The sequence below is a fragment of the Streptomyces sp. CB02058 genome (genome assembly GCF_001905505.1).
GTDB lineage: Bacteria > Actinomycetota > Actinomycetes > Streptomycetales > Streptomycetaceae > Streptomyces.
The window spans coordinates 455,989-475,543 of sequence record NZ_LIPG01000005.1 but is presented as its reverse complement, the minus strand read 5'-3'; the positions used below and the strand labels follow the sequence as shown (position 1 = coordinate 475,543).

The window sequence follows — 19,555 nt, the reverse complement described above, 5'->3', positions numbered from 1 at the left end:
GCCACGGACTCCCAAGGGGGCACTGTGACGGACACTCGGGGACCTCAGCCGCAGTACGAGGGTTATGCGACCGGGCCTCTGCCCGGTGAGCGGGAGCCCGCACCGGGCCAGGCGGGGCCCTACCACCCGCCGCAGGCGTACCCGTCCCCCGCGGGCGGTACGCAGGGTGGCGGCACACAGGGCGGAGCACAGGGCGTGGGCGGCGTACAGGGGACCCGGCTGCCCCGGACGGGGGCACGGACCACTCCGCGCACCCGGAAGGCGCGTCTGCGGGTGGCCAAGGCCGACCCGTGGTCGGTGATGAAGGTCAGCTTCCTGCTCTCCATCGCCCTGGGCATCTGCACGGTGGTCGCCGCAGCGGTCCTGTGGATGGTGATGGACGCGATGGGCGTCTTCTCCACCGTGGGCGGCACGATCAGCGAGGCCACCGGTTCGAACGAGAGCAACGGCTTCGATCTGCAGTCGTTCCTCTCGCTGCCGCGCGTCCTCATCTTCACCTCGGTCATCGCGGTGATCGACGTGGTGCTGGCCACCGCGCTGGCGACGCTGGGCGCGTTCATCTACAACCTGTCGGCCGGCTTCGTGGGTGGCGTGGAGCTCACTCTCGCCGAGGACGAGTAGGCCGCCGGGTATCGATTTTGGGACTGGCCCCGACGTGCGCTAATCTTCAGAAGTCAGCGCAGCAGCGCGGCGGGGCTATAGCTCAGTTGGTTAGAGCGCATCCCTGATAAGGATGAGGCCACAGGTTCAAATCCTGTTAGCCCCACCAGCAAGAAGAACCCCTCACCGATCACGGTGGGGGGTTCTTGCGTGTACGGGGACGTGGCCGGTTCCGGCCCGGGGATGCCGGCCCGGGGATGCCGGTCAGGTTCCGGCTCGTGGGTGCGCCGGGGTGTGGAGAGAGTTCCGGCTCGTGGGCGCTTCGGGGCGTGGAGAGAGTTCCGGCCTGTGCGCTCGTCTGGTTGCGGCACCGGAGGGCCGTGGGCCGCGTGCCGGGGACGCCGCCCGGGGCGCCGCTGGGGCGCCGATGGGAGGGCTCCGGTGCGGTGGCAGAGGCTCGGGCGGCGCACCCGTTGAAGGGGCGCGTACCGGCGCACGGAAAAGGCCCCCGCCGGCGTGGACCGGACCAGGGGCCTGGGCGTGTGCGCTGGGCGCTCAGGGGGGCAGCGGGGACGAGTCCCCGGCAGGTGTGGCGCCGTGGGTGGAGCGGGTGCTGTTCGTCGCGTGCACCGCGTCGGTGGCGTCCGGGGACAGCTGCCGGGTGGCCGGGGAGGATCCGTGCGCCTCGGCGCGGATGCGCTGCTTCATCGTGGGTGGCAGCGCCCTGTCACGCGGAAGGGTCCATCGCACCGACGGGGTGGTCGCGGTTGCCGCGGTCGCACCCGTGTGCTCCTGGCTCGTGGTCGTGGGCTCGGCGGCCGTGGCCTGGGCGGTGGCGAGGCCCAGCGAGGCGAGAAGTGCGAAGAAGGCGGTGATGAAGGCGGTCCAGATGCTCTTGACCCTGAAGGTGCTCATGGCCCCTCGCTTTCAGGTGGTCCGGTTTGCTTACCTTTCCGATGATGTGGATCCGGGCCGTGGAATCCGGGACCGACGCCCCCGGTGCGCCGATCTTCTGATGAACACCACTCGTATGGTTCAACCGGCCCGAAAAGCTGCTTCCGGGGGGTCATGGGAGGTCCTGACGGGTGTCCGGAAGGGGTGGCGGCCGGGTTCCGGGGAGGTCACCGAACGGTATCGGCCGGTGTGTATAGTCGGGCGGCAGAAGTCCCTTACGTCAAGGAAAGACGAGGTCGCGCGGTGAAGAAGCTTCTCCTGGTCGCACTGGCCGCCATCGGCGGGCTCCTCGTGTACCGCCAGATCCAGGCGGATCGCGCCGAGCAGGATCTGTGGACGGAGGCGACCGACTCCGTGCCCGCAGGTTCGGGTGTGTGAGACGGAACAGTCTGCTAGAAGCCCCGGTCGCCGAGCGGCCGGGGCTTTGTGCTGCCCGGGGTCCGTGTTGCGTGACTGTGGCGCCCGCACTCTTGAGTTCACCCAAGCAAATCATTAGGTTGCTTGAGCAAAGCGTCTGATGTGGGTGGCCGAGGGGGATGCGGTGGGATCGCAGACGAGGGCGGGGCGACGACGCCGTACGCCGGTGACGGCGGCGATGGTGGGCGGCGCACTGTTCGCCCTGGTGGCGGCGGTGCTGCCCGCGACGGCTTCGGTGGCGGACCTGTACGGCGAGCGCCCGTGCGGCGGTGGGAGCCGTCGTCCACGCGCTGCCCGACGGACACCCGGCCGGCCTGCTGGGCTTCCACTGTCGGGGGCGCGGTCCGCGAACAGCCTGCATGCGTCGGAGGGCGGGCAATGGGCGCTGCGACCACGCCCCGGACGCCGACGCCCTCGCTCAGCAGCACCAGCGCTCCGCACAACTCTCCGTGGACGGCTACCGGTTGAATGGCGACCGGATCGACCCCGCTGGCCTCGGCCGTGTCCCGGATCAGGTCCGAGAACGCCAGCCGCCGTTGCGTCGAGCCGGGCTACTGCCGGCTCGTCGTCGAACGGCAGAGCAAGAAGGTGTCGGACGGCGCCCGTTGGCCCTTGTGGATCGTGTACGGCGTGGAGGTGCCGCTGGGCAACGGAGTCACGTCAACGAGCCCACGGTGGAGGGTGGTTCCTTCCTCCATTCGTACGGTGGGACGCGGCTGTTCACGCCGGCCGGCTCCCGGTCGACGGCGGAGGCGAGGTCCGTGCGACGGCGCCGTACAGCGGGAAGCCCGCGGCCCTGCGTACGGGCCACGACGGCAAATCGGCGGTGGCGGCAGACACCGGTGGTACGGCCGGTGCAGGATGGACCGGCATCGCGACCGCCGCCGGCGCGGGCGCCGCGGCCGTACTGGCCGCCGGGCTCGTGCTCGTGGGCAGGCGGCGCAGAGCAGGCACGCAGACGACGAGGGGAAGCGCGTGAACAGGCAGCGCAACAGGGGCCGGGTGATGCTCGCGTCGCTCGCGGCGATGTGCGCGGTGGCGGCGCTGCCGGGTCAGGCGCACGCGGCCGACGGCCCCGCGGCGTACACCTTCGATCCCGCGGCGACATCGGTCCGGGGCGCGGAGACGAACGCCGACGCGGAGGAGCTGAAGCCCGGGGCGGTCTACAAGAGCTCCATTAAGGGGAGCCAGAAGCTCTATTACCGCCTGGAGCTGGACGACATCACGAATGCGTACGTCTCCGCGGTGGCCGTCCCGAGGATCGGCGGAAAGGTCGCCTACGGGGACGGCATCACGATCAGCCTCAGGGACCTCGACGACAACCGTTGCAGTTCCGAGGACGCGGACTTCGCGTCGGCGGAGTTCCCGCGCCCGATCACCGCGTACGCCCATCGGACCGTGAAGAAGGACAGCACGATCTGTCAGGCGGGCGGCACGTACAACGTCCTCGTCGAGCGGGAGAGCAAGGCGACGTCGTCCCCCGAAGCATGGGACCTGGAGCTGCGCTTCGAGACCGAGCCCGCGCTGAAGGACGGCGAGACGCCGCCGACCGAGGCGCCGGAGGACTGGTCCTCCGCCTCACCCGCACCGGCCCCGGGGAAGCAGAAGCGGGCCGGAGGCACCAGCTACTACGACGCGACCAGCCTGGAGTCCGGTGAATGGGTGGACGCCGTCGCACCCGGACAGACGCGCTTCTACCGGGTGCCCGTGGACTGGGGCCAGCAGATCTTCGCCACGGCCGCGCTGAGCAACAGCGGAAAGTCGACCGAGTACCTCGGCAACGTCCTGGCGGTGTCTCTGGACAACCCCATGCGTGGTCATGTGGAGGACGCGACGCTGTCGTACTCCGGGGCGCCGAACTCGGTGGCGCTGGACCCGCTGCCCCCGGTGGCCTACGAGAACCGCAACGACATCGCCTCGGACGTCAGCGCGATGCGCTTCGCCGGCTGGTACTACCTTTCGGTGACGCTCTCCCCCGAGGTCGCCGAGCACTACGGGACCGACCCCATCGGACTGACGCTCAAGATCAACGTCGTTAACGACAGCGAGCCGTCTCCCTATCAGGGGGACGCGGGGATCTTCGGTGTCACCGATGACGACAGGGACATGGCCAAGAGCGGGCAGAGCGCGCCCGAGGCCGGTGAGAGCGACACGATGAAGATGGTGGCCGCGGCCGGGATCGGAACGGGTGCCGTGCTGGTGCTCGGACTCGGGGTGTGGACGCTGCTCGCCAGGCGCCAGGCTGCCGCCGTGCCGCCGGGCGCGGGCGGGCAGCAGCCGCTCGGGGGGCCGCCGCCCCAAGCCTGGTAGCGGGTCAGGTCTGGGTGAGCGCCCAGATTCCCACCGCGAAGCAGATCAGAGCCACCAGCAGGACCGGGATCGCCACCTTCGGGGGTGGTCCCGGCCGTTTTACGGGGGCCGGCTGCGGGGCGGGCACGGGAGGAGCCGTGGTCCCGGGGGCCAGCGGGTGCTGGGCGGTATAGGCGCGGGTGGGCGGCGCCGCCCCGTACGGCACGGAGGTCGTGGCGGCCTGCGCGAAGTCCGGCGGGGTGCCGTCGGCGTAGGGGGACGGCTGCGGCTGCGCTCCCTGAGCCGCCTGCGGCACGGGAGCCGACTGCTGCGGGGGCGGGGCGAGGTGGAAGCTGCCCGTCTCGGACATTGCCGGGTACGGCGCGTACGGCTGCTGTCCCGCTCCCTGGGGCTGCTGTGGCGGTTGGGGCGACGGGTGGGGCAGCGAGATGCCACCGACGGCCTGTACGGGCGTCTGAGGGCCGCTCACGGGCCCCTCCGGGCCTCCGGGGGTCTGGGGTGCTCGAGGGCCTTCGGGGCCGAATCCGGCGGGCAGGGGGCCGATCTGATCGAACACCTCCACCGGCTCGTCGTCCGCAGAGGGCTCCGGCAGCATTTCGACCGCCTCGGCCAGGGCCTTGCGCGCGCCTGTCGCCGTACGGAAACGGGCGTGCGGGTCCGGCTGCAGCAGTCCCGCGAGAACCTGCCACAAGGGCTCCGGCACACCCTGAGGGGCGCCGGGGGTGCCGTGTGCCGCGAAGTACTCGATCAGCGCCTGGGAGTCGGGCTTCTGACCCTGGAGCAGATAGAGGGCGACGAGACCCACGGCGAACAGGTCCGCCGGGAAATCCGGCTCCGCACCCATCATTTGCTCGGGTGCGAAGTAACCGGGCGTTCCGACGACGTAGTTGGTCTCCGTCAGCCGGGGCTCGCCCTTGCGCATCGAGATACCGAAATCGGAGAGCCGCAGATGCGGCCGTCCCGTACCGGTGGCCTCCATCAGGATGTTGGCCGGCTTGATGTCCCGGTGCACGACCCCCTCGGCATGCACCGTGGACAGCCCGGAGAGCAGCTGGTCGAGCAGAAGGCAGACGAAACGCGGGGGGAGAGGCCCGTAGTCGCCGATGACATGGGCCAGCGATCCGCCGCTGACCAGATCCATCGTGAACAGGACCTTGTCGTCGTCGGCCGCCCAGCTGGCCGGGGCGAGGACATGCGGATGCTCGATACGCAGCGCCTGTTCACGGACGAAGCGCAGCAGTGTGTGCGCGTCGCTCTGCTGGAGGACCTTGGCCGCCACATACCTGCGGCGTCTGTGGTCCCATGCGCGCCAGACGGCGCCGACCCCACCACGTCCGATCGGATCCACCAGCTCGTACCGACCAGCGAAGACCTCACCCATTGCGCTGCGCCCGCTCCCGTTCCCGTATCGGTCCGTGCCCCGGCTGTCGGGATACTGCCACGGCTCTGCCGCCCGGGGCGGTTCCCGGGACTGGGTCGTGCCTCAGTGCCTCCCGTCCGGATCGTGCCGGGTTCGCGTGCCCCGGCACCGCACCCCGCGGCGTCGTCATCGGTCGCCATGGCCCAGCCATGGCTCCCTCCTCCGCCTGCGCCGCACGGCACCGGACCCCGCTCTCTGGCCCGGCCTGATCCGGACGAAAGCCCCTAGCTCTGGTGGCCTTCGTAGTGCGCGACCGCGTCGGCGGTGCGCCCCGCTCCGTACACCCTGAGGAACTCTGCCAGCTCGGGGTGGGCCGGGGCGAGGGAGTCGGCGGCATCGATGATGTCGCCGGCCGCGGCGACCGAGCGGAGGAGCGACTGGATCTCGCGGACCACGCGCCGCACGGTGGGGGCCCCGCCGGTGGTGGCGGTCTGCCCGGTGGTGGTCAGGACCGAACCGCCCTGGGACTTCTTGATCTCTTCCATCCGGTCGGTGGCCTCTCCCGCGCTGACGCTGCCGTCCGCGACCTGGCTGGCGAGCTCCTGGAGGGCCTGGACCCGCTGGACGACCGCCGGATTACCGATCTTGGCCCGCTGGCCGCTCATCAGCTGGGAGAGCATGGGCGCGGACAGCCCGAGCACCGCGGCGAGGCGTGCCTGGTTGAGGCCGAGGTCATCGATCAGCCTGCGGAAGAGCGCCCCCAACGGCTCCCCGTACCAGCTGCGCTGGAGCTCCCGGGCTCTAGCCGTGGCCTCTTGCTGCGCTGCGTCCATTGCGTCTCCCCTTCGCTGCGGCTTCGCTGCTGCGAACCTCGTCGTGCATCTTACGGAGAGCCGTTGTCGACGGGGAGTCCCAATCCTTTTGCAGGTTTCAGGGGGTCACCCGGTACTCTGTTCTGCGACGGACATCGCCGCAGGGATGCGTCCTGTGGTGCCCGTTTTCGGGGCCTTAGCTCAGTTGGTAGAGCGCTGCCTTTGCAAGGCAGATGTCAGGAGTTCGAATCTCCTAGGCTCCACAGCAGAACGCCCCTGACCTGTGTTTCAGCAGGTCAGGGGCGTTCTTGTGTTCGGGGGAGGTTTCCCGGCGCGGCTCAGGGAGAGGTATGGGCCGGATGGGCGGGCCCGGAGTCCCCCCTTGCTGCCGTTGGCGTCGCCCGCCGCTTCGGGTGCCGGCCCGGTACCTGGACAGGCTTCCCCCGTTTCACGTGAAACAGCAGGAGTCCCTGTTTCACGTGAAACGGTCGTCGCCGGGACCCTCATGGACTCCGGGCCCGCTAGCGGGCCGAGCGGCACGTCTTGGTGGGCTTGTGCGGCGCTCCTCGAGCCATGCCGGCCCGGATGAGGGCTCTTTACGTGCGGCGCGGCAGAGGGGCGCTGCGCGGCACGGCATGAGGGGCGCCGGAAGGCCCTGAGGCCTTCCGGCGCCCCTCATGGGCGTCGTTCCCGGTGGTCCGGGTCAGTGCTTGTCGTCGCGGTCGGTGCCGTCCGCCGCGTCAGGTCCGGCTTCCGCTTCGTCCTGCTTGGCACGGACCTCCGGGTCGAGCAGCGGCTGGCCGCTGCCGTCGACCGAGGTCAGTGGGGCGCGGTCGTCGCCCACCTCGGTGGGGGCGGGCGGCTCGACCAGCCAGTCCGGGTTGGCCTGCTTGTCCCACCACTTCCACGCGGCGAAGGCTCCGCCCGCCAGGGCGCCCAGCACGAGGAAGCCCTTGGCCAACTTGCCTGCCTTGGCCCGCCGCTCGTGCTTCCTGACGATCTTCTGGATCTCCTTGGCCGTCACCTGGCCTCGGAGCGCGGCGAGCGCGGCCGTGCTGCGCGCGGTGGCCTCCTCGGCCATCGGGCGGCTGGCCGCCACCGCGTACTCCACGCGCGGCACGGTGTAGTCCGCCGCGGTCCGCGCGGCGCTGCGCGTCCGGACGGCGGCCTTGTGTGCGGCCTCGTCGACCTTGGGCGGCACATGGGTACGAGCCTGTTCGATGCGGGGCGCGAGATGCGCGCTGTACTGGACACGGGCCTGCGCGGCTGCCTTCGACACCTTGGGCGCGAGCAGTGCGCGAGCCTCCTGCGCGTAGTGCGCGGCCTGTTCCTTGGCCGTGTCGGCGTAAGGCGCCACCACTTCCGCGGCGTGCTGCGCGCTGTCCTTCGCCGAGTAGGTTGCGGCGCGCACGCTGTCGATGCGGGTCACGGGATCCTCCTCCTTGGTGGCGGGTAGGTACTCCGCCTATCCACCCATTTCGAAATCATGCCCGCTGAGCCATCGAGCGCCATGCGGGACGGGCATCCGGGTCACGAGCGTCATTCTCGGGCAATGTGGTGCAAGGGGAGCGTGCCGCTGACGATGCCACGGTTCGCGCCGGGGCGCTCCGTGTCGTCCGGCACTTGGGCGCATCTGTCCCGCAGGACGTGTGGAAAAGGTGCGGGAAACCGGGCAACGAGGTGAGTGCGGCATGTCCCAGGGCGATGACCGGGCTGTTGAGGAGCGCCCCCGTGCGAGGATCGGAGGTCATCAGCGAAGACTTACGGAAGGCAGATCGTGGCCGAGCAGCTTTACGCCACTTTGAAGACCAACCAGGGCGACATCGAGATCCGGCTTCTGCCGAACCACGCGCCCAAGACGGTCAGGAACTTCATCGAGCTCGCCCAGGGCGAGCGCGAGTGGACGAACCCCGCGACCGGCAAGAAGTCCACGGACAAGCTGTACGACGGAACTGTCTTCCACCGCGTCATCAGCGGTTTCATGATCCAGGGCGGCGACCCGCTGGGCAACGGCACGGGCGGTCCCGGATACGAGTTCGGCGACGAGTTCCACCCGGACCTCGCTTTCACCAAGCCCTACCTGCTGGCCATGGCCAACGCGGGCCCGGGCACCAACGGCTCCCAGTTCTTCGTGACGGTCTCGCCCACCGCCTGGCTGACCGGCAAGCACACGATCTTCGGTGAGGTCACCGGTGAGGCGGGCAGGAAGGTCGTGGACGCCATCGCCGCGGCTCCGACCAACCCGCGCACCGACCGTCCGCTCCAGGACGTGGTGATCGAGTCGGTCGTCATCGAGACCCGCTGACCCGTCGGCTCGGCCGGCCTGCGGGGCCGCTGACCCGACAGGCCGCACCCCCGCGCGGGGAACCAACCGCCCTGCTCGTCCGTACTGTTACATAACGGGCGAGCGGGGCGGCCGCATGTGTGCCGCCTCCACGGACGAGGACCGAAGGGGCCGTGACCGATGGAGAAGCACCAGCCGCCGGAAGACCAGGACGGGTCCGCGGCTGCGGGCGGTCCTCCCACCTGTTATCGCCATCCGGACAGGGAGACGGGGATCAGCTGCACCCGGTGCGAGCGGCCGATCTGCACGGACTGCATGATCGGGGCCTCCGTCGGCTTCCAGTGCCCGGAGTGCGTCCGCGAGGCGACGGGCACGGGCCACCACCCCGCGGCGAGCCGGCCGCGGACCCTCGCGGGCGGCAGCGTCGCGGCCGACCCGAGGCTGGTCACCAAGATCCTGCTCGGCATCAACATCGCCGTCTTCATCGCCGTGCTGGCGGCGGGACGCCCGCTGGTCGACGATCTGCTGCTGTTCGGCCGCGCCTACTCCGGCGATCCGTCGGTCGGCATCGAAGGGGTGGCCGAGGGCCAGTGGTACCGGCTGCTGACGTCGGTGTTCCTGCACCAGGAGGTGCTGCACATCGCCTTCAACATGATGGGGCTGTGGTGGCTCGGCGGACCGCTGGAAGCCGCCCTGGGCCGCGCCCGCTATCTCGCCCTCTATCTGCTCTCGGGCCTCGCGGGCAGCGCGCTCACCTATCTGACCTCCGACCCCGCGCAGGGGTCCCTCGGTGCTTCCGGTGCGGTGTTCGGTCTGATGGGAGCCACGGCCGTGCTGATGCGCCGGATGAACTACGACATGCGGCCGGTGATCGTGCTGCTCGTGGTGAACCTGGTCTTCACCTTCACCTGGGGCGGGATCGCCTGGCAGGCTCATGTGGGCGGGCTGGTCGCCGGCGCGCTGATCGCCATCGCCATGGTCCACGCCCCGCGCGAGCGCCGGAATCTCGTGCAGTACGGCGCGTGCGCGCTGGTTCTGCTGGCGGTCGTGGGGATCGTCCTCGCCAGGACCGCTGCGCTCACCTGAGCGGAATCCGTTGCTCCAGAGGTGTGGTTGTCCACAGAGCGTGCCGGATCTTGTGCATGACGTGGGGAACAGGTGTGCCCCTTGTCGCTGAACCGGGTTTTCCCAGTCAGGACAAGGGGCGTACCCTCTCGCGATGCGTAAGTGTGTAGTCACACCGGTGTCAACCTCGAGGGAAGTTATCCACAGATCGTCTGACCTTTTCCCCTACCTGTGGATAACCTTGTGGGTAACTCGGGGCAGAGCTACTTCCACTGTGTGGAGACGCCGAAGCCACCGGCGATGAACCCGAAGCCGACCACGATGTTCCAGTTGCCCAGTGCGCTGATCGGCAGATCGCCCTCGGTGACGTAGAAGACCACGATCCAGGCCAGACCGATCAGGAAGAGCGCCAGCATCACCGGCGCCACCCAACTGCGGTTGGTCAGCTTTATGCTCGTCGCCTGCTTGGCGGGCGGAGGCGTGAAGTCTGCCTTCTTGCGGATACGTGACTTCGGCACGAGGGACTCTCCTGTCGATGCGCTGCGTGACCGCGCAGGGATCTGTGGCTTGCGCCGGGGCGCGAGGGGGAATGCTGCCTCCCCGGGGCGTCCGTTAGCGTAGTGCTTCCGTGGCGCCTAAGGAGATAAGGGTACGTTGAGCAATTCTGCCGAATCTCCTCGAGGTCCGGCCCGGCGCATGTCCCGGTGGCCGGTCCAGGGCCTCACCGCTGCCGTTTTCGCTCTGGCCGGACTGATCTTCGTCACCAGCGCCAATACGGCCAAGGGGACCGATATCCGTACGGACTCCTCCCTGCTGAAGCTCTCCGATCTCATTCAGCAGCGCAGCGAGAAGAACGCGGAGCTGGACGAATCGACCGCGTCCGTGCGGGCGGACATCGACTCCCTCGCCCGGCGCGACGACGGGAGCACCCGTGCCGAGGACGCCGAGCTCGACGCGCTGGAGAAGGCCGCGGGCACGACACCGGTCACCGGTGAGGCGCTCGCCGTCACGCTGAACGACGCCCCGCCGAACGCGACCGCGAACCCCGGATACCCCGAGCCGCAGCCCAACGACCTCGTCATCCACCAGCAGGACCTGCAGGCCGTCGTCAACGCCCTCTGGGAGGGCGGAGCGAAGGGGATCAAGGTGATGGACCAGCGCCTGATCTCCACCAGCGCGGTGCGCTGCGTCGGCAACACCCTGATCCTGCAGGGCCGGGTGTACTCCCCTCCCTACAAGGTCACCGCCGTCGGTGACCGGGAGAAGCTCAGGCAGGCGCTCAACGACTCCACGGCGATCCAGAACTACCAGCTGTACGTGAAGGCGTACGGGCTGGGCTGGAAGGTCGAGGAGGACGACAAGGTGACGCTTCCCGGCTACTCGGGCACGGTCGACCTCCATTACGCACAGCCTGTGGAATAGCGGCGGGACGCCCGGACCCACGGGCCGGCACGCGCCGCGCCACGCTGTGACGGACGCCGTACCGGCGGCTTTCCACAGCTGACCCACGCCCGTGCCCCGGCCGTTTAGTCTGGTGCCGTACCGAATGGAGGCAACAGCATGTACGGCTGGATCTGGCGGCATCTGCCGGGCAACGCATGGGTGCGGGGCTTCATCTCGCTCGTGCTCGTCCTGGCCGTTGTCTACGCGCTCTTCCAGTACGTCTTCCCCTGGGCGGAGCCCTTGCTCCCGTTCGGTGATGTGACGGTGGACGGCGAAAGCACCAGCGGAGCGGGGTCCGGTCAGTGAGCGCACGCATTCTCGTCGTCGACAACTACGACAGCTTCGTCTTCAACCTCGTCCAGTACCTCTACCAGCTCGGTGCCGAGTGCGAAGTGGTGCGCAACGACGAGGTGACCACGGCACACGCCGACGACGGCTTCGACGGAGTCCTGCTGTCCCCCGGACCCGGCACACCCGAACTGGCCGGTGTCTGCATCGAGATGGTGCACCACTGCGCGCGCAGTGGCGTGCCGGTCTTCGGAGTCTGCCTGGGCATGCAGTCGATGGCCGTCGCGTACGGCGGTGTGGTGGACCGGGCGCCCGAGCTGCTGCACGGCAAGACCTCGCCCGTCCTGCACGAGGGCAAGGGGGTGTTCGCCGGCCTGCCGTCCCCGTTCACGGCGACCCGCTATCACTCGCTCGCCGCCGAACCGGCGACGGTCCCGCCCGAGCTCGAGGTCACGGCGCGCACCGCCGACGGCATCATCATGGGGCTGCGCCATCGTGAACATGCCGTCGAGGGCGTGCAGTTCCACCCCGAGTCCGTGCTCACGGAACACGGTCATCTGATGCTCGCCAACTGGCTGGAGGGCTGCGGTGACGTGGGCGCAGTCGGGAGATCGACGGGGCTGGCCCCGGTGGTGGGCAAGGCCGCGGCGTGACCTCGCTCCGCCCCGGCGCCGGGCAGGAAGGCCCGTACGCGCAGGGTGCGTACGAGCCCGACGGCACGTTCGAGGCGGCGGTGGACCAGCTAGCGGACCCGCTGAACGATCCGCTTCCGGGGCAGCACGCGTCACCCTGGTTCCGGGAGGAGACCGCCCGGCCCGACGTCGGGGCGGTGCCGATGCCCCAGGCGGCGGCTCAGGGGGCCGTGGAGCCCCCGGGCGAGTGGTACGACCCGGAGGGGTATCAGCGGGACTGGTACGGGCAGCAGGGGCCGGAGGCGGCCCATGCGGCCCCCCGGGCGGGCACCGTCCAGGGGACCGCGGCGATGCCCGGACCCGCTACGGCGATGCCCGATCCCACAGCGGTGACGCGTGGACCCGGGCCGGTGACGCGTGAACCCGACGCCATGCGTGAACCCGGTGGGCTGATAGCCGAAGCACCGGCCGCGGTGCCCGACGTCACGGCGGTGCTGCCCGTGGCCGGTCCGGGAGGGCCAGGAGCGCCCGGCCCCGCCGACGGCCTTGCGGTGCCCGGCGCCCGTGCGCTCCGGCACGACGAGACGATCGCCCTGCGGACGTCCGACACACGGGACGCCTCGCGGCACACCCCGGCCGACGTCCCCCCGCCCCCTGCCGAGCACCTGCCGACGGGCGGTAGGGCCGAGCGCAGACGGGCGGCCAAGGGGCGCGGCAGACGGCGGCCCGAACCGCAGCGTGCCGCCGAGGCGGAGGCCGCTGAGCCCGCGGTCCCGATGTCGCGTCTGGAGGCCAGACGGGCGGCACGCGCCGCCAAGGACAGCCCCGCCGTCGTGGCCAGCCGGGTCGTCGGCGAGGTCTTCATCACCTTCGGCGTGCTGATGCTGCTCTTCGTGACGTATCAGCTCTGGTGGACCAACGTCCGCGCTGATCAGATCGCAGGCCGCGAGACGAACAAGATCCAGGACGACTGGGCGAGCGGCGAGCGCTCCCCCGGTGCCTTCGAGCCCGGTCAGGGATTCGCCATCATGCACATCCCGAAGCTGGACGTGGTCGCGCCCATCGCCGAGGGCATCAGCAAGGAGAAGGTGCTCGACCGCGGCATGATCGGTCACTACAGCGAGGGCACGCTGAAGACCGCGATGCCTTCGGCCGAGAAGGGCAACTTCGCGGTGGCGGGCCACCGCAACACTCACGGCGAACCCTTCCGCTACATCAACAAGCTGAAGCCGGGCGATCCGATCGTGGTCGAGACGCAGGACGCCTACTACACGTACGAGATGACGAGCATCCTTCCGCAGACGTCGCCGTCCAACGTGGCCGTGATCGACGAGGTGCCGCCGGGGTCCGGTTTCACCGGCCCGGGCAGGTACATCACGCTGACGACCTGCACGCCGGAATTCACGAGTACGTACCGAATGATCGTGTGGGGCAAAATGGTCGACGAACGGCCGCGGAGCAAGGGGAAGCCCGACGCGCTCGTCGGCTGAACATCATCACGACAGGGACGGGTGCGGTGGCAGCGAGGACCGAGCACGAAGAGCGCGTCGACGAGCCGGCACCGCCGGTGAGGTACAAGAAGCGCCATCCCGTCGCGACGGCGGTGAGTCTCTTCGGTGAGCTGCTGATCACGGCCGGTCTGGTGCTGGGCCTCTTCGTCGTCTACTCGCTGTGGTGGACCAACGTCCTCGCGGACCGTGCCGCCGACAAGCAGGGCAACACCGTCCGCGACCGCTGGGCCGGCGGGCCGGGTGCGCTGGACACCAGGGACGGCATCGGGTTCCTCCATGTCCCGGCCATGAAGAACGGCGAGGTGCTGGTCAAGAAGGGCACCGACACCGCCACCCTCAACAACGGCATCGCCGGCTACTACACCGACCCCGTGAAGTCGGCCCTCCCCTCGGACGAGCAGGGCAACTTCGCGCTCGCCGCGCACCGGGACGGCCACGGCGCCAAGTTCCACAACATCGACAAGCTGAAGAAGGGTGACGCGGTCGTCTTCGAGACCAAGGACACCTGGTACATCTACAAGGTCTACGCGGAGCTGCCGGAGACGTCGAAGTTCAACGTCGACGCGATCGCCCCGGTGCCCAAGGGGTCGGGCGTGAAGAAGCCCGGCCGCTACATCACGCTGACCACCTGCACGCCCGTGTACACGTCGAAGTACCGCTACATCGTGTGGGGCGAGCTGGTGCGCACGGAGAAGGTGGACAGGGACCGCACGAAGCCCGCGGAGCTGCGCTGACCACGAAGCCCGCGGAACCGCGCTGACCACGAAGCCCGCGGAACCGCGCTGACCACGAAGCCCGCGGAACCGCAGACGCACGGACAAGCACAGGGCCCCGGTCACTTCAACGGTGACCGGGGCCCTGTGCTTGTCCGTGCGTACGGCTGGGCGTCAGCCGAAGATGCCGCCCCCGCCGCCTTCGATGGTCGTCAGGGTCACCGTGCTCCCCTTGGCCACCTGGCTGTTGGGGGCCGGGTCGCTGCCCATCACCCTGGCACCGGGCTTGTCGACCGAGTTGGGAGCCAGTGCGACCACCAGACCCAGCCCTTCGAGCTGCCCCTTCACGTCCTGATAGCGCTTGGTCAGGATGTCGGCGGGGATGGTGACCTGCTCCGGCTGGGCGGGGCCCTTGGAGACCTTCAGGACGATCTGGGCGTCCTTGGCCTGCTTGCTCGGGCCTTCCGGCGTCTGGCCGACGACCATGTCCTTCGGCTGATCCGAGTCGACGTCCTGCCGCGAGATGTTGGTGAATCCGATGGCCCGCAGCTGGGCTTCCGCCTCGGCGTAGGTCCGGGTCAGCGCCGGCAGGTCGAGGAGCTTCTCCTTGGCCACCGTGATCGTGATCTCGCTGTCCTTCTCGACCTCCGAGCCACCCTCGGGGTCCTGCGCGATGACGGTGTCCGGGGTCTTGTCGGACTCGGCCGTCTTCACGTTCACCGTGAAGCCCTTGTCCTCCAGCGCCTTGCGGGCACTGTCCTCGGACTTCTCCAGGACGTCCGGGACCTCGACCTTGGGGGCGCCGGTGGAGACGACGACCGTCACGGTCTCGCCGGTCTCCATCTGCTCGTCCGCGGAAGGGGTCTGGCTGCAGATCGCGTCCTTCTCCTGGGCCTCGCAGGGCTCCCTGCCGCCGACCTTGAGGACGATCTCGGAGTTGTCCGCGAGTTTCTGCGCCTCGTCGACCGTGGAGCCGACCATGTTCGGCACGTCGACCTTGCCGGTGTCACCGTCCGTGGAGCTGAACACCGAACGGCCGATGAGGATCGCGCCGATCAGCACCAGGATGCCGGCGACGACCAGGAGGATCGTCGAGGTGTTGCTCTTCTTCTGGCGCCGGCGGTCCGGGCGGTCGTCGTAGCCGTAGCCGCCGTCGTCGGGGTTGACCGGGGGCAGCATGGACGTCTGGGCGCCGCCCGGGTCCGTCGCACGCAGAGCCGTGGTGGGCTGGTCGTTGTTGTAGCCGTCGTAACCGCCGTAGCCCACGGCACCCATCGCCGCCGTGGCCGCGACCGGCTGGCCGTCGAGGCAGGCCTCGATGTCCGCGCGCATCTCGTCGGCCGACTGGTAGCGGTAGTCGGGGTCCTTGGTCAGCGCCTTCAGCACGATCGCGTCCATCTCGGGCGTGATCTCGGAGTCGAAGTTGCTGGGAGGCTGAGGCTCCTCGCGCACGTGCTGGTACGCGACCGCGACGGGGGAGTCACCGACGAACGGCGGCCGGACGGCCAGCAGCTCGTAGAGCAGGCAGCCGGTGGAGTACAGGTCGGAGCGTGCGTCGACCTGCTCGCCCTTGGCCTGCTCTGGGGAGAGGTACTGGGCGGTGCCGATGACGGCCGCGGTCTGGGTCATCGTCATGCCGGAGTCACCCATGGCGCGGGCGATGCCGAAGTCCATGACCTTGACCTGGCCGGTGCGCGTCAGCATGACGTTCGCCGGCTTGATGTCGCGGTGGACGATCTGCGCGCGGTGGGAGTACTCCAGAGCCTGGAGGATCCCGACCGTCATTTCGAGGGTCCGCTCGGGCAGGAGCTTGCGGCCGGAGTGCAGAAGCTCTCTGAGGGTCGAGCCGTCGACGTACTCCATCACGATGTACGGGATGGAGACCCCGTCGACGTAGTCCTCGCCGGTGTCGTAGACGGCGACGATCGCGGGGTGGTTGAGCGAGGCGGCCGACTGGGCCTCACGGCGGAACCGTGCCTGGAAGGACGGATCGCGGGCGAGATCGGCCCGCAGTGTCTTCACAGCGACGGTGCGGCCGAGCCGGGTGTCGTGCGCGAGGTAGACCTCGGCCATGCCACCACGGCCGAGCACCGAGCCCAGCTCGTACCGGCCGCCGAGGCGACGCGGCTCTTCCATAACTGATCCAGCCCTCTCCGTCAGTCCCGACCGCACCCGTGTGTGGTCCGGCGGTGCGCTGTTCGGGCATACGCTACCGGGCACGCCCGGCGTGATCGGCCCGCACCCTTCAGCTGATATCCGACCGGTATCCCAATGTGCTGGTGTGGACAGAAGTTGTGACGGTTGTCACTTCTTTCCGTCGAGTACCGCCTTCATCACACTCTTGGCGATCGGTGCTGCGAGGCCGCCACCGGAGATGTCGTCCCGGTTGGCGTTGCCGTCCTCGACCACCACGGCGACGGCGACCGGGGAGCCGCTGTCGGTCTTGGCGTACGAGATGAACCACGCGTACGGCTTCTCGCTGTTGTTGAGGCCGTGCTGCGCGGTGCCGGTCTTGCCACCCACGGTGACGCCGTCGATCTGCGCGTTGGTTCCCGTGCCGTCCTTGACCACGGTCTCCATCATCTGCTGCACCTTCTGGGCGTTCTCCGCCGAGAGCGGCTGGCTCAGCTGCTCCTTCTCGTGCGTGTAGATGACGTCCAGGTTCGGTGCCTGGCGCTCGGCGACCATGTAGGGCTGCATCAGCTTGCCGTCGTTGGCGATCGCGGAGGCCACCATGGCCATCTGGAGCGGAGTGGCGCGGTTGGATGCCTGGCCGATGCCCGCCATGGCGTTCTGCGGGCGGTTGTCCTCCGGGTAGACGCTGGCGTCGGCCCGGACCGGAGTGAAGACTTCCTCGTTGAAGCCGAACTTGCCGGCCTGCTCGATCATCTTCTTGTTGCCGAGGTCGTCGCTCATCTTGCCGAAGACCGTGTTGCACGACCAGCGCAGGGCCTCCCGGAGCGAGGCGTCCTTGCAGGGGATGCTGCCCTCGTTCTGCAGCAGGTTGGTCGACTGCGGGAGCCGCCAGGGCAGCGGGGAGTCCGTCTTCGCGTCGATGTCGGTGTAGAGGCCGTTCTCCAGGGCCGCCGCGGCCGTGACGACCTTGAACGTCGAGCCGGGCGGGTAGGTCTCCCGCAGGGCCCGGTTCAGCATCGGCTTGTCCTTGTCGTCCAGGAGCTTCTGCCGCGCGTCGGAGTCCTTCATGGAGTTGCCCGCGAAGACCGAGGGGTCGTACGAAGGGGTGCTGGCCAGCGCCAGGATGGCGCCGGTCTGCGGGTCGAGCGCGGCGACGGCGCCCTTCTTGTCGCCGAGGCCCTCGAAGGCGGCCTTCTGGGCTTTGCCGTCGAGGGTGGTGACGATGTTCCCGCCGGTCTTCTTCTCGCCGGTGAACATCGACAGGGTGCGGTCGAAGAACAGCTGGTCGCTGTTGCCGGTGAGGATGCCGTCCTCGATGCTCTCCAGCTGCGAGGAGTCGAAGGCCTGCGAGGAGTAGCCGGTGACGGGCGCCCACATGGGGCCGTTCTTCCAGACGCGCTTGTACTTGAAGTCGCTGTCCGTGGTCTCCACGGAGCCCGTGACGGGCTCCCCGTCGACGATGATGTTGCCGCGCTCATGGGCGTAGCGCTCGATCTGGACGCGACGGTTGTGCTCGTTCGAGTTGAGCTCGTCGGCACGGACGTACTGGATGTAGTTGGTGCGGATCAGCAGGGCCAGGACCAGGATCCCGCAGAAGATGGCGATCCTGCGGAGCGGCTTGTTCACGGTCGGACCACCTGGGTCATTTCGGCGTCCGGGGACGGTGCGGGGGCCGGGGCGGGACGGCGGGCGGTGTCGCTGATTCTGATCAGGATGCCGATCAGGGCCCAGTTCGCGATGACGGACGAACCACCGGCCGCGAGGAACGGCATGGTCATACCGGTCAGCGGGATGAGGCCCATGACACCGCCGGCGACGACGAAGACCTGGATGGCGAAGGAGCCGGAGAGCCCGATCGCCAGGAGCTTGCCGAAGGGGTCGCGCGCGGCGAGTGCCGTGCGGACGCCGCGCTCGACGATCAGGCCGTAGGCGAGCAGGACCGCCATCATTCCCGCCAGGCCGAGCTCCTCGCCGACGGTGGCGAGGATGAAGTCGGAGTTGGCGGCGAAGCCGATGAGGTCGGAGTTGCCCTGGCCGAGACCGGTGCCGAGGGTGCCGCCCGAGCCGAAGGCCATCAGGGACTTGGCCATCTGCTCGCTGGCCGCCAGCTCGCCCCATCCGGCGAAGGGGTCGAGCCAGGCGGTGACGCGCTGCTGGACGTGCGGCTCGAACATGGCCACGCCGACGGCGCCCGCCGCGGACATCAGCAGGCCGAAGACGATCCAGCTGGTGCGCTCGGTGGCGACGTACAGCATGACGACGAACATGCCGAAGAACAGCAGCGAGGAGCCGAGGTCGGTCTCGAAGACCAGGATGAGGATCGAGAAGGCCCACACCATGAGGATCGGCCCGAGGTCACGGCCGCGTGGCAGGTAGAGCCCCATGAAGCGGCGGCTGGCCAGGGCCAGGGCGTCGCGCTTGACCATGAGGTAACCGGCGAAGAACACCGCGATGATGATCTTGGCGAACTCTCCCGGCTGGATCGTGCCGACGCCGGGGATCTTGATCCAGATCTTGGCGCCGTTCACCGCGGGGAAGAACATCGGGAGGATCAGCAGGAACAGCGCGACCAGCATGGAGATGTAGGTGTAGCGCTGCAGGATGCGGTGGTCCTTGAGGAGCAGGAGGACCACGACCATCAGGGCCACGCCCGCCGCGGAGAACAGCAGCTGCTTGGAGGCGGCGGCGACGAAGTTGTCGGTCGCCTGGAAACGCTCGGACTGGTCCAGCCGCCAGATGACGGCCAGACCGAGGCCGTTCAGCAGCGTCGCCAGCGGGAGCAGCAGCGGATCCGCGTACGGCGCGAATCTGCGGACCGCGATGTGCGCGACGCCGCCGAGCAGGGCGAGGCCGAGCCCGTAACCGAGCATGCCCGAGGGCAGCTCGCCGTTGATGGCGAGTCCCACGTTGGCGTACGCGAACACCGAGATGAGAACGGCGAAGGCGACCAGTACCAGCTCGGTGTTGCGACGGCTCGGCGCGTCGATCGCGCCGATGGTGGTCGTGTTGGTGACAACGCTCATGTGCTGA

Annotated in this window: 18 protein-coding genes and 2 tRNA genes; 12 read left to right on the top strand and 8 right to left on the bottom strand. The window is 69.2% G+C overall.

The annotated features are described in order from the left end of the window. Positions 1–24: 24 nt before the first annotated feature. Together AMK10_RS27030 and AMK10_RS27025 are read left to right on the top strand one after the other, a co-directional pair. A complete protein-coding gene (locus AMK10_RS27030) occupies positions 25–621 on the top strand; it encodes a DUF3566 domain-containing protein (protein WP_073750668.1) in 597 nt (198 codons plus the stop codon). Between the two features lie 71 nt (positions 622–692). Next, positions 693–769, top strand: a tRNA-Ile gene (locus AMK10_RS27025). Positions 770–1,155: 386 nt separating this feature from the next. Here the strand turns inward: AMK10_RS27025 and AMK10_RS27020 are convergent. Next, a complete protein-coding gene (locus AMK10_RS27020; RefSeq protein WP_073750666.1) occupies positions 1,156–1,515 on the bottom strand; it encodes a DUF6344 domain-containing protein in 360 nt (119 codons plus the stop codon). Between the two features lie 282 nt (positions 1,516–1,797). Here AMK10_RS27020 and AMK10_RS38270 point away from each other — a divergent pair, with 282 nt between their 5' ends. Continuing rightward, complete coding sequence (locus AMK10_RS38270; RefSeq protein ID WP_003958712.1) at positions 1,798–1,932, top strand: DLW-39 family protein; 135 nt, start codon at positions 1,798–1,800, stop codon at positions 1,930–1,932. 1,014 nt (positions 1,933–2,946) lie between these two features. Next, positions 2,947–4,281 (top strand): hypothetical protein, encoded by a 1,335-nt coding sequence (locus AMK10_RS27010; protein WP_073750662.1) that lies wholly within the window; start codon positions 2,947–2,949, stop codon positions 4,279–4,281. 4 nt (positions 4,282–4,285) lie between these two features. Here the strand turns inward: AMK10_RS27010 and AMK10_RS27005 are convergent, their stop codons facing one another. Next, positions 4,286–5,662 carry a serine/threonine protein kinase gene (locus AMK10_RS27005; protein WP_073750660.1) on the bottom strand — a complete coding sequence of 459 codons (1,377 nt, stop codon included), beginning with the start codon at positions 5,660–5,662 and terminating at the stop codon, positions 4,286–4,288. Between the two features lie 263 nt (positions 5,663–5,925). Next, entirely contained in the window at positions 5,926–6,474 is a 549-nt protein-coding gene (locus AMK10_RS27000) for a helix-turn-helix domain-containing protein (protein ID WP_073750658.1), read from the bottom strand. Between the two features lie 169 nt (positions 6,475–6,643). On the opposite strand from AMK10_RS27000, the gene AMK10_RS26995 reads away from it, so the two are divergent. Further along, positions 6,644–6,716 (top strand) — tRNA-Ala (locus AMK10_RS26995). 440 nt (positions 6,717–7,156) lie between these two features. Here the strand turns inward: AMK10_RS26995 and AMK10_RS26990 are convergent. Next, positions 7,157–7,882, bottom strand: coding sequence for a DUF5324 family protein (locus tag AMK10_RS26990; RefSeq protein WP_073750656.1), 726 nt, complete (start codon positions 7,880–7,882; stop codon positions 7,157–7,159). 348 nt (positions 7,883–8,230) lie between these two features. Here AMK10_RS26990 and AMK10_RS26985 point away from each other — a divergent pair, with 348 nt between their 5' ends. Together AMK10_RS26985 and AMK10_RS26980 are read left to right on the top strand one after the other, a co-directional pair. Further along, positions 8,231–8,758, top strand: coding sequence for a peptidylprolyl isomerase (locus AMK10_RS26985; RefSeq protein ID WP_073750654.1), 528 nt, complete (start codon positions 8,231–8,233; stop codon positions 8,756–8,758). A 159-nt stretch (positions 8,759–8,917) separates the two neighbouring features. Next, positions 8,918–9,823: a rhomboid family intramembrane serine protease gene (locus tag AMK10_RS26980; protein WP_073750652.1), complete on the top strand. Its 906-nt coding sequence runs from the start codon at positions 8,918–8,920 to the stop codon at positions 9,821–9,823. A 242-nt stretch (positions 9,824–10,065) separates the two neighbouring features. Here the strand turns inward: AMK10_RS26980 and crgA are convergent, their stop codons facing one another. Beyond that, on the bottom strand, positions 10,066–10,320 hold the full coding sequence (gene crgA, locus AMK10_RS26975; RefSeq protein WP_073750650.1) for a cell division protein CrgA: 255 nt from the start codon (positions 10,318–10,320) through the stop codon (positions 10,066–10,068). Positions 10,321–10,498: 178 nt separating this feature from the next. Here crgA and AMK10_RS26970 point away from each other — a divergent pair, with 178 nt between their 5' ends. From AMK10_RS26970 to AMK10_RS26950, 5 genes are all read left to right on the top strand, one after another. Beyond that, positions 10,499–11,224 carry a DUF881 domain-containing protein gene (locus tag AMK10_RS26970; protein WP_073750648.1) on the top strand — a complete coding sequence of 242 codons (726 nt, stop codon included), beginning with the start codon at positions 10,499–10,501 and terminating at the stop codon, positions 11,222–11,224. 138 nt (positions 11,225–11,362) lie between these two features. Next, positions 11,363–11,551, top strand: a complete 189-nt coding sequence (locus AMK10_RS26965) for a hypothetical protein (protein WP_073750646.1) — start codon at positions 11,363–11,365, stop codon at positions 11,549–11,551. Next, positions 11,548–12,186 (top strand): aminodeoxychorismate/anthranilate synthase component II, encoded by a 639-nt coding sequence (locus AMK10_RS26960; protein ID WP_073750644.1) that lies wholly within the window; start codon positions 11,548–11,550, stop codon positions 12,184–12,186. The genes AMK10_RS26965 and AMK10_RS26960 overlap by 4 nt, the downstream gene beginning before the upstream one ends. After that, complete coding sequence (locus tag AMK10_RS26955) at positions 12,183–13,655, top strand: class E sortase (RefSeq protein ID WP_073750642.1); 1,473 nt, start codon at positions 12,183–12,185, stop codon at positions 13,653–13,655. Before AMK10_RS26960 ends, AMK10_RS26955 begins: the two co-directional genes overlap by 4 nt. A 26-nt stretch (positions 13,656–13,681) precedes the next feature. Continuing rightward, complete coding sequence (locus tag AMK10_RS26950) at positions 13,682–14,410, top strand: class E sortase (protein WP_073750640.1); 729 nt, start codon at positions 13,682–13,684, stop codon at positions 14,408–14,410. 153 nt (positions 14,411–14,563) lie between these two features. On the opposite strand, the gene pknB is transcribed toward AMK10_RS26950, so the two are convergent. The 3 genes from pknB to AMK10_RS26930 all read right to left on the bottom strand — a co-directional run bounded on the left by pknB (position 14,564) and on the right by AMK10_RS26930 (position 19,548). Continuing rightward, positions 14,564–16,525 carry a Stk1 family PASTA domain-containing Ser/Thr kinase gene (pknB, locus tag AMK10_RS26945; protein ID WP_073750638.1) on the bottom strand — a complete coding sequence of 654 codons (1,962 nt, stop codon included), beginning with the start codon at positions 16,523–16,525 and terminating at the stop codon, positions 14,564–14,566. A 168-nt stretch (positions 16,526–16,693) separates the two neighbouring features. Further along, positions 16,694–18,151, bottom strand: coding sequence for a peptidoglycan D,D-transpeptidase FtsI family protein (locus AMK10_RS26935; RefSeq protein ID WP_073750636.1), 1,458 nt, complete (start codon positions 18,149–18,151; stop codon positions 16,694–16,696). Continuing rightward, positions 18,148–19,548, bottom strand: a complete 1,401-nt coding sequence (locus AMK10_RS26930) for an FtsW/RodA/SpoVE family cell cycle protein (protein ID WP_073750634.1) — start codon at positions 19,546–19,548, stop codon at positions 18,148–18,150. The genes AMK10_RS26935 and AMK10_RS26930 overlap by 4 nt, the downstream gene beginning before the upstream one ends. Positions 19,549–19,555 lie beyond the last annotated feature (7 nt).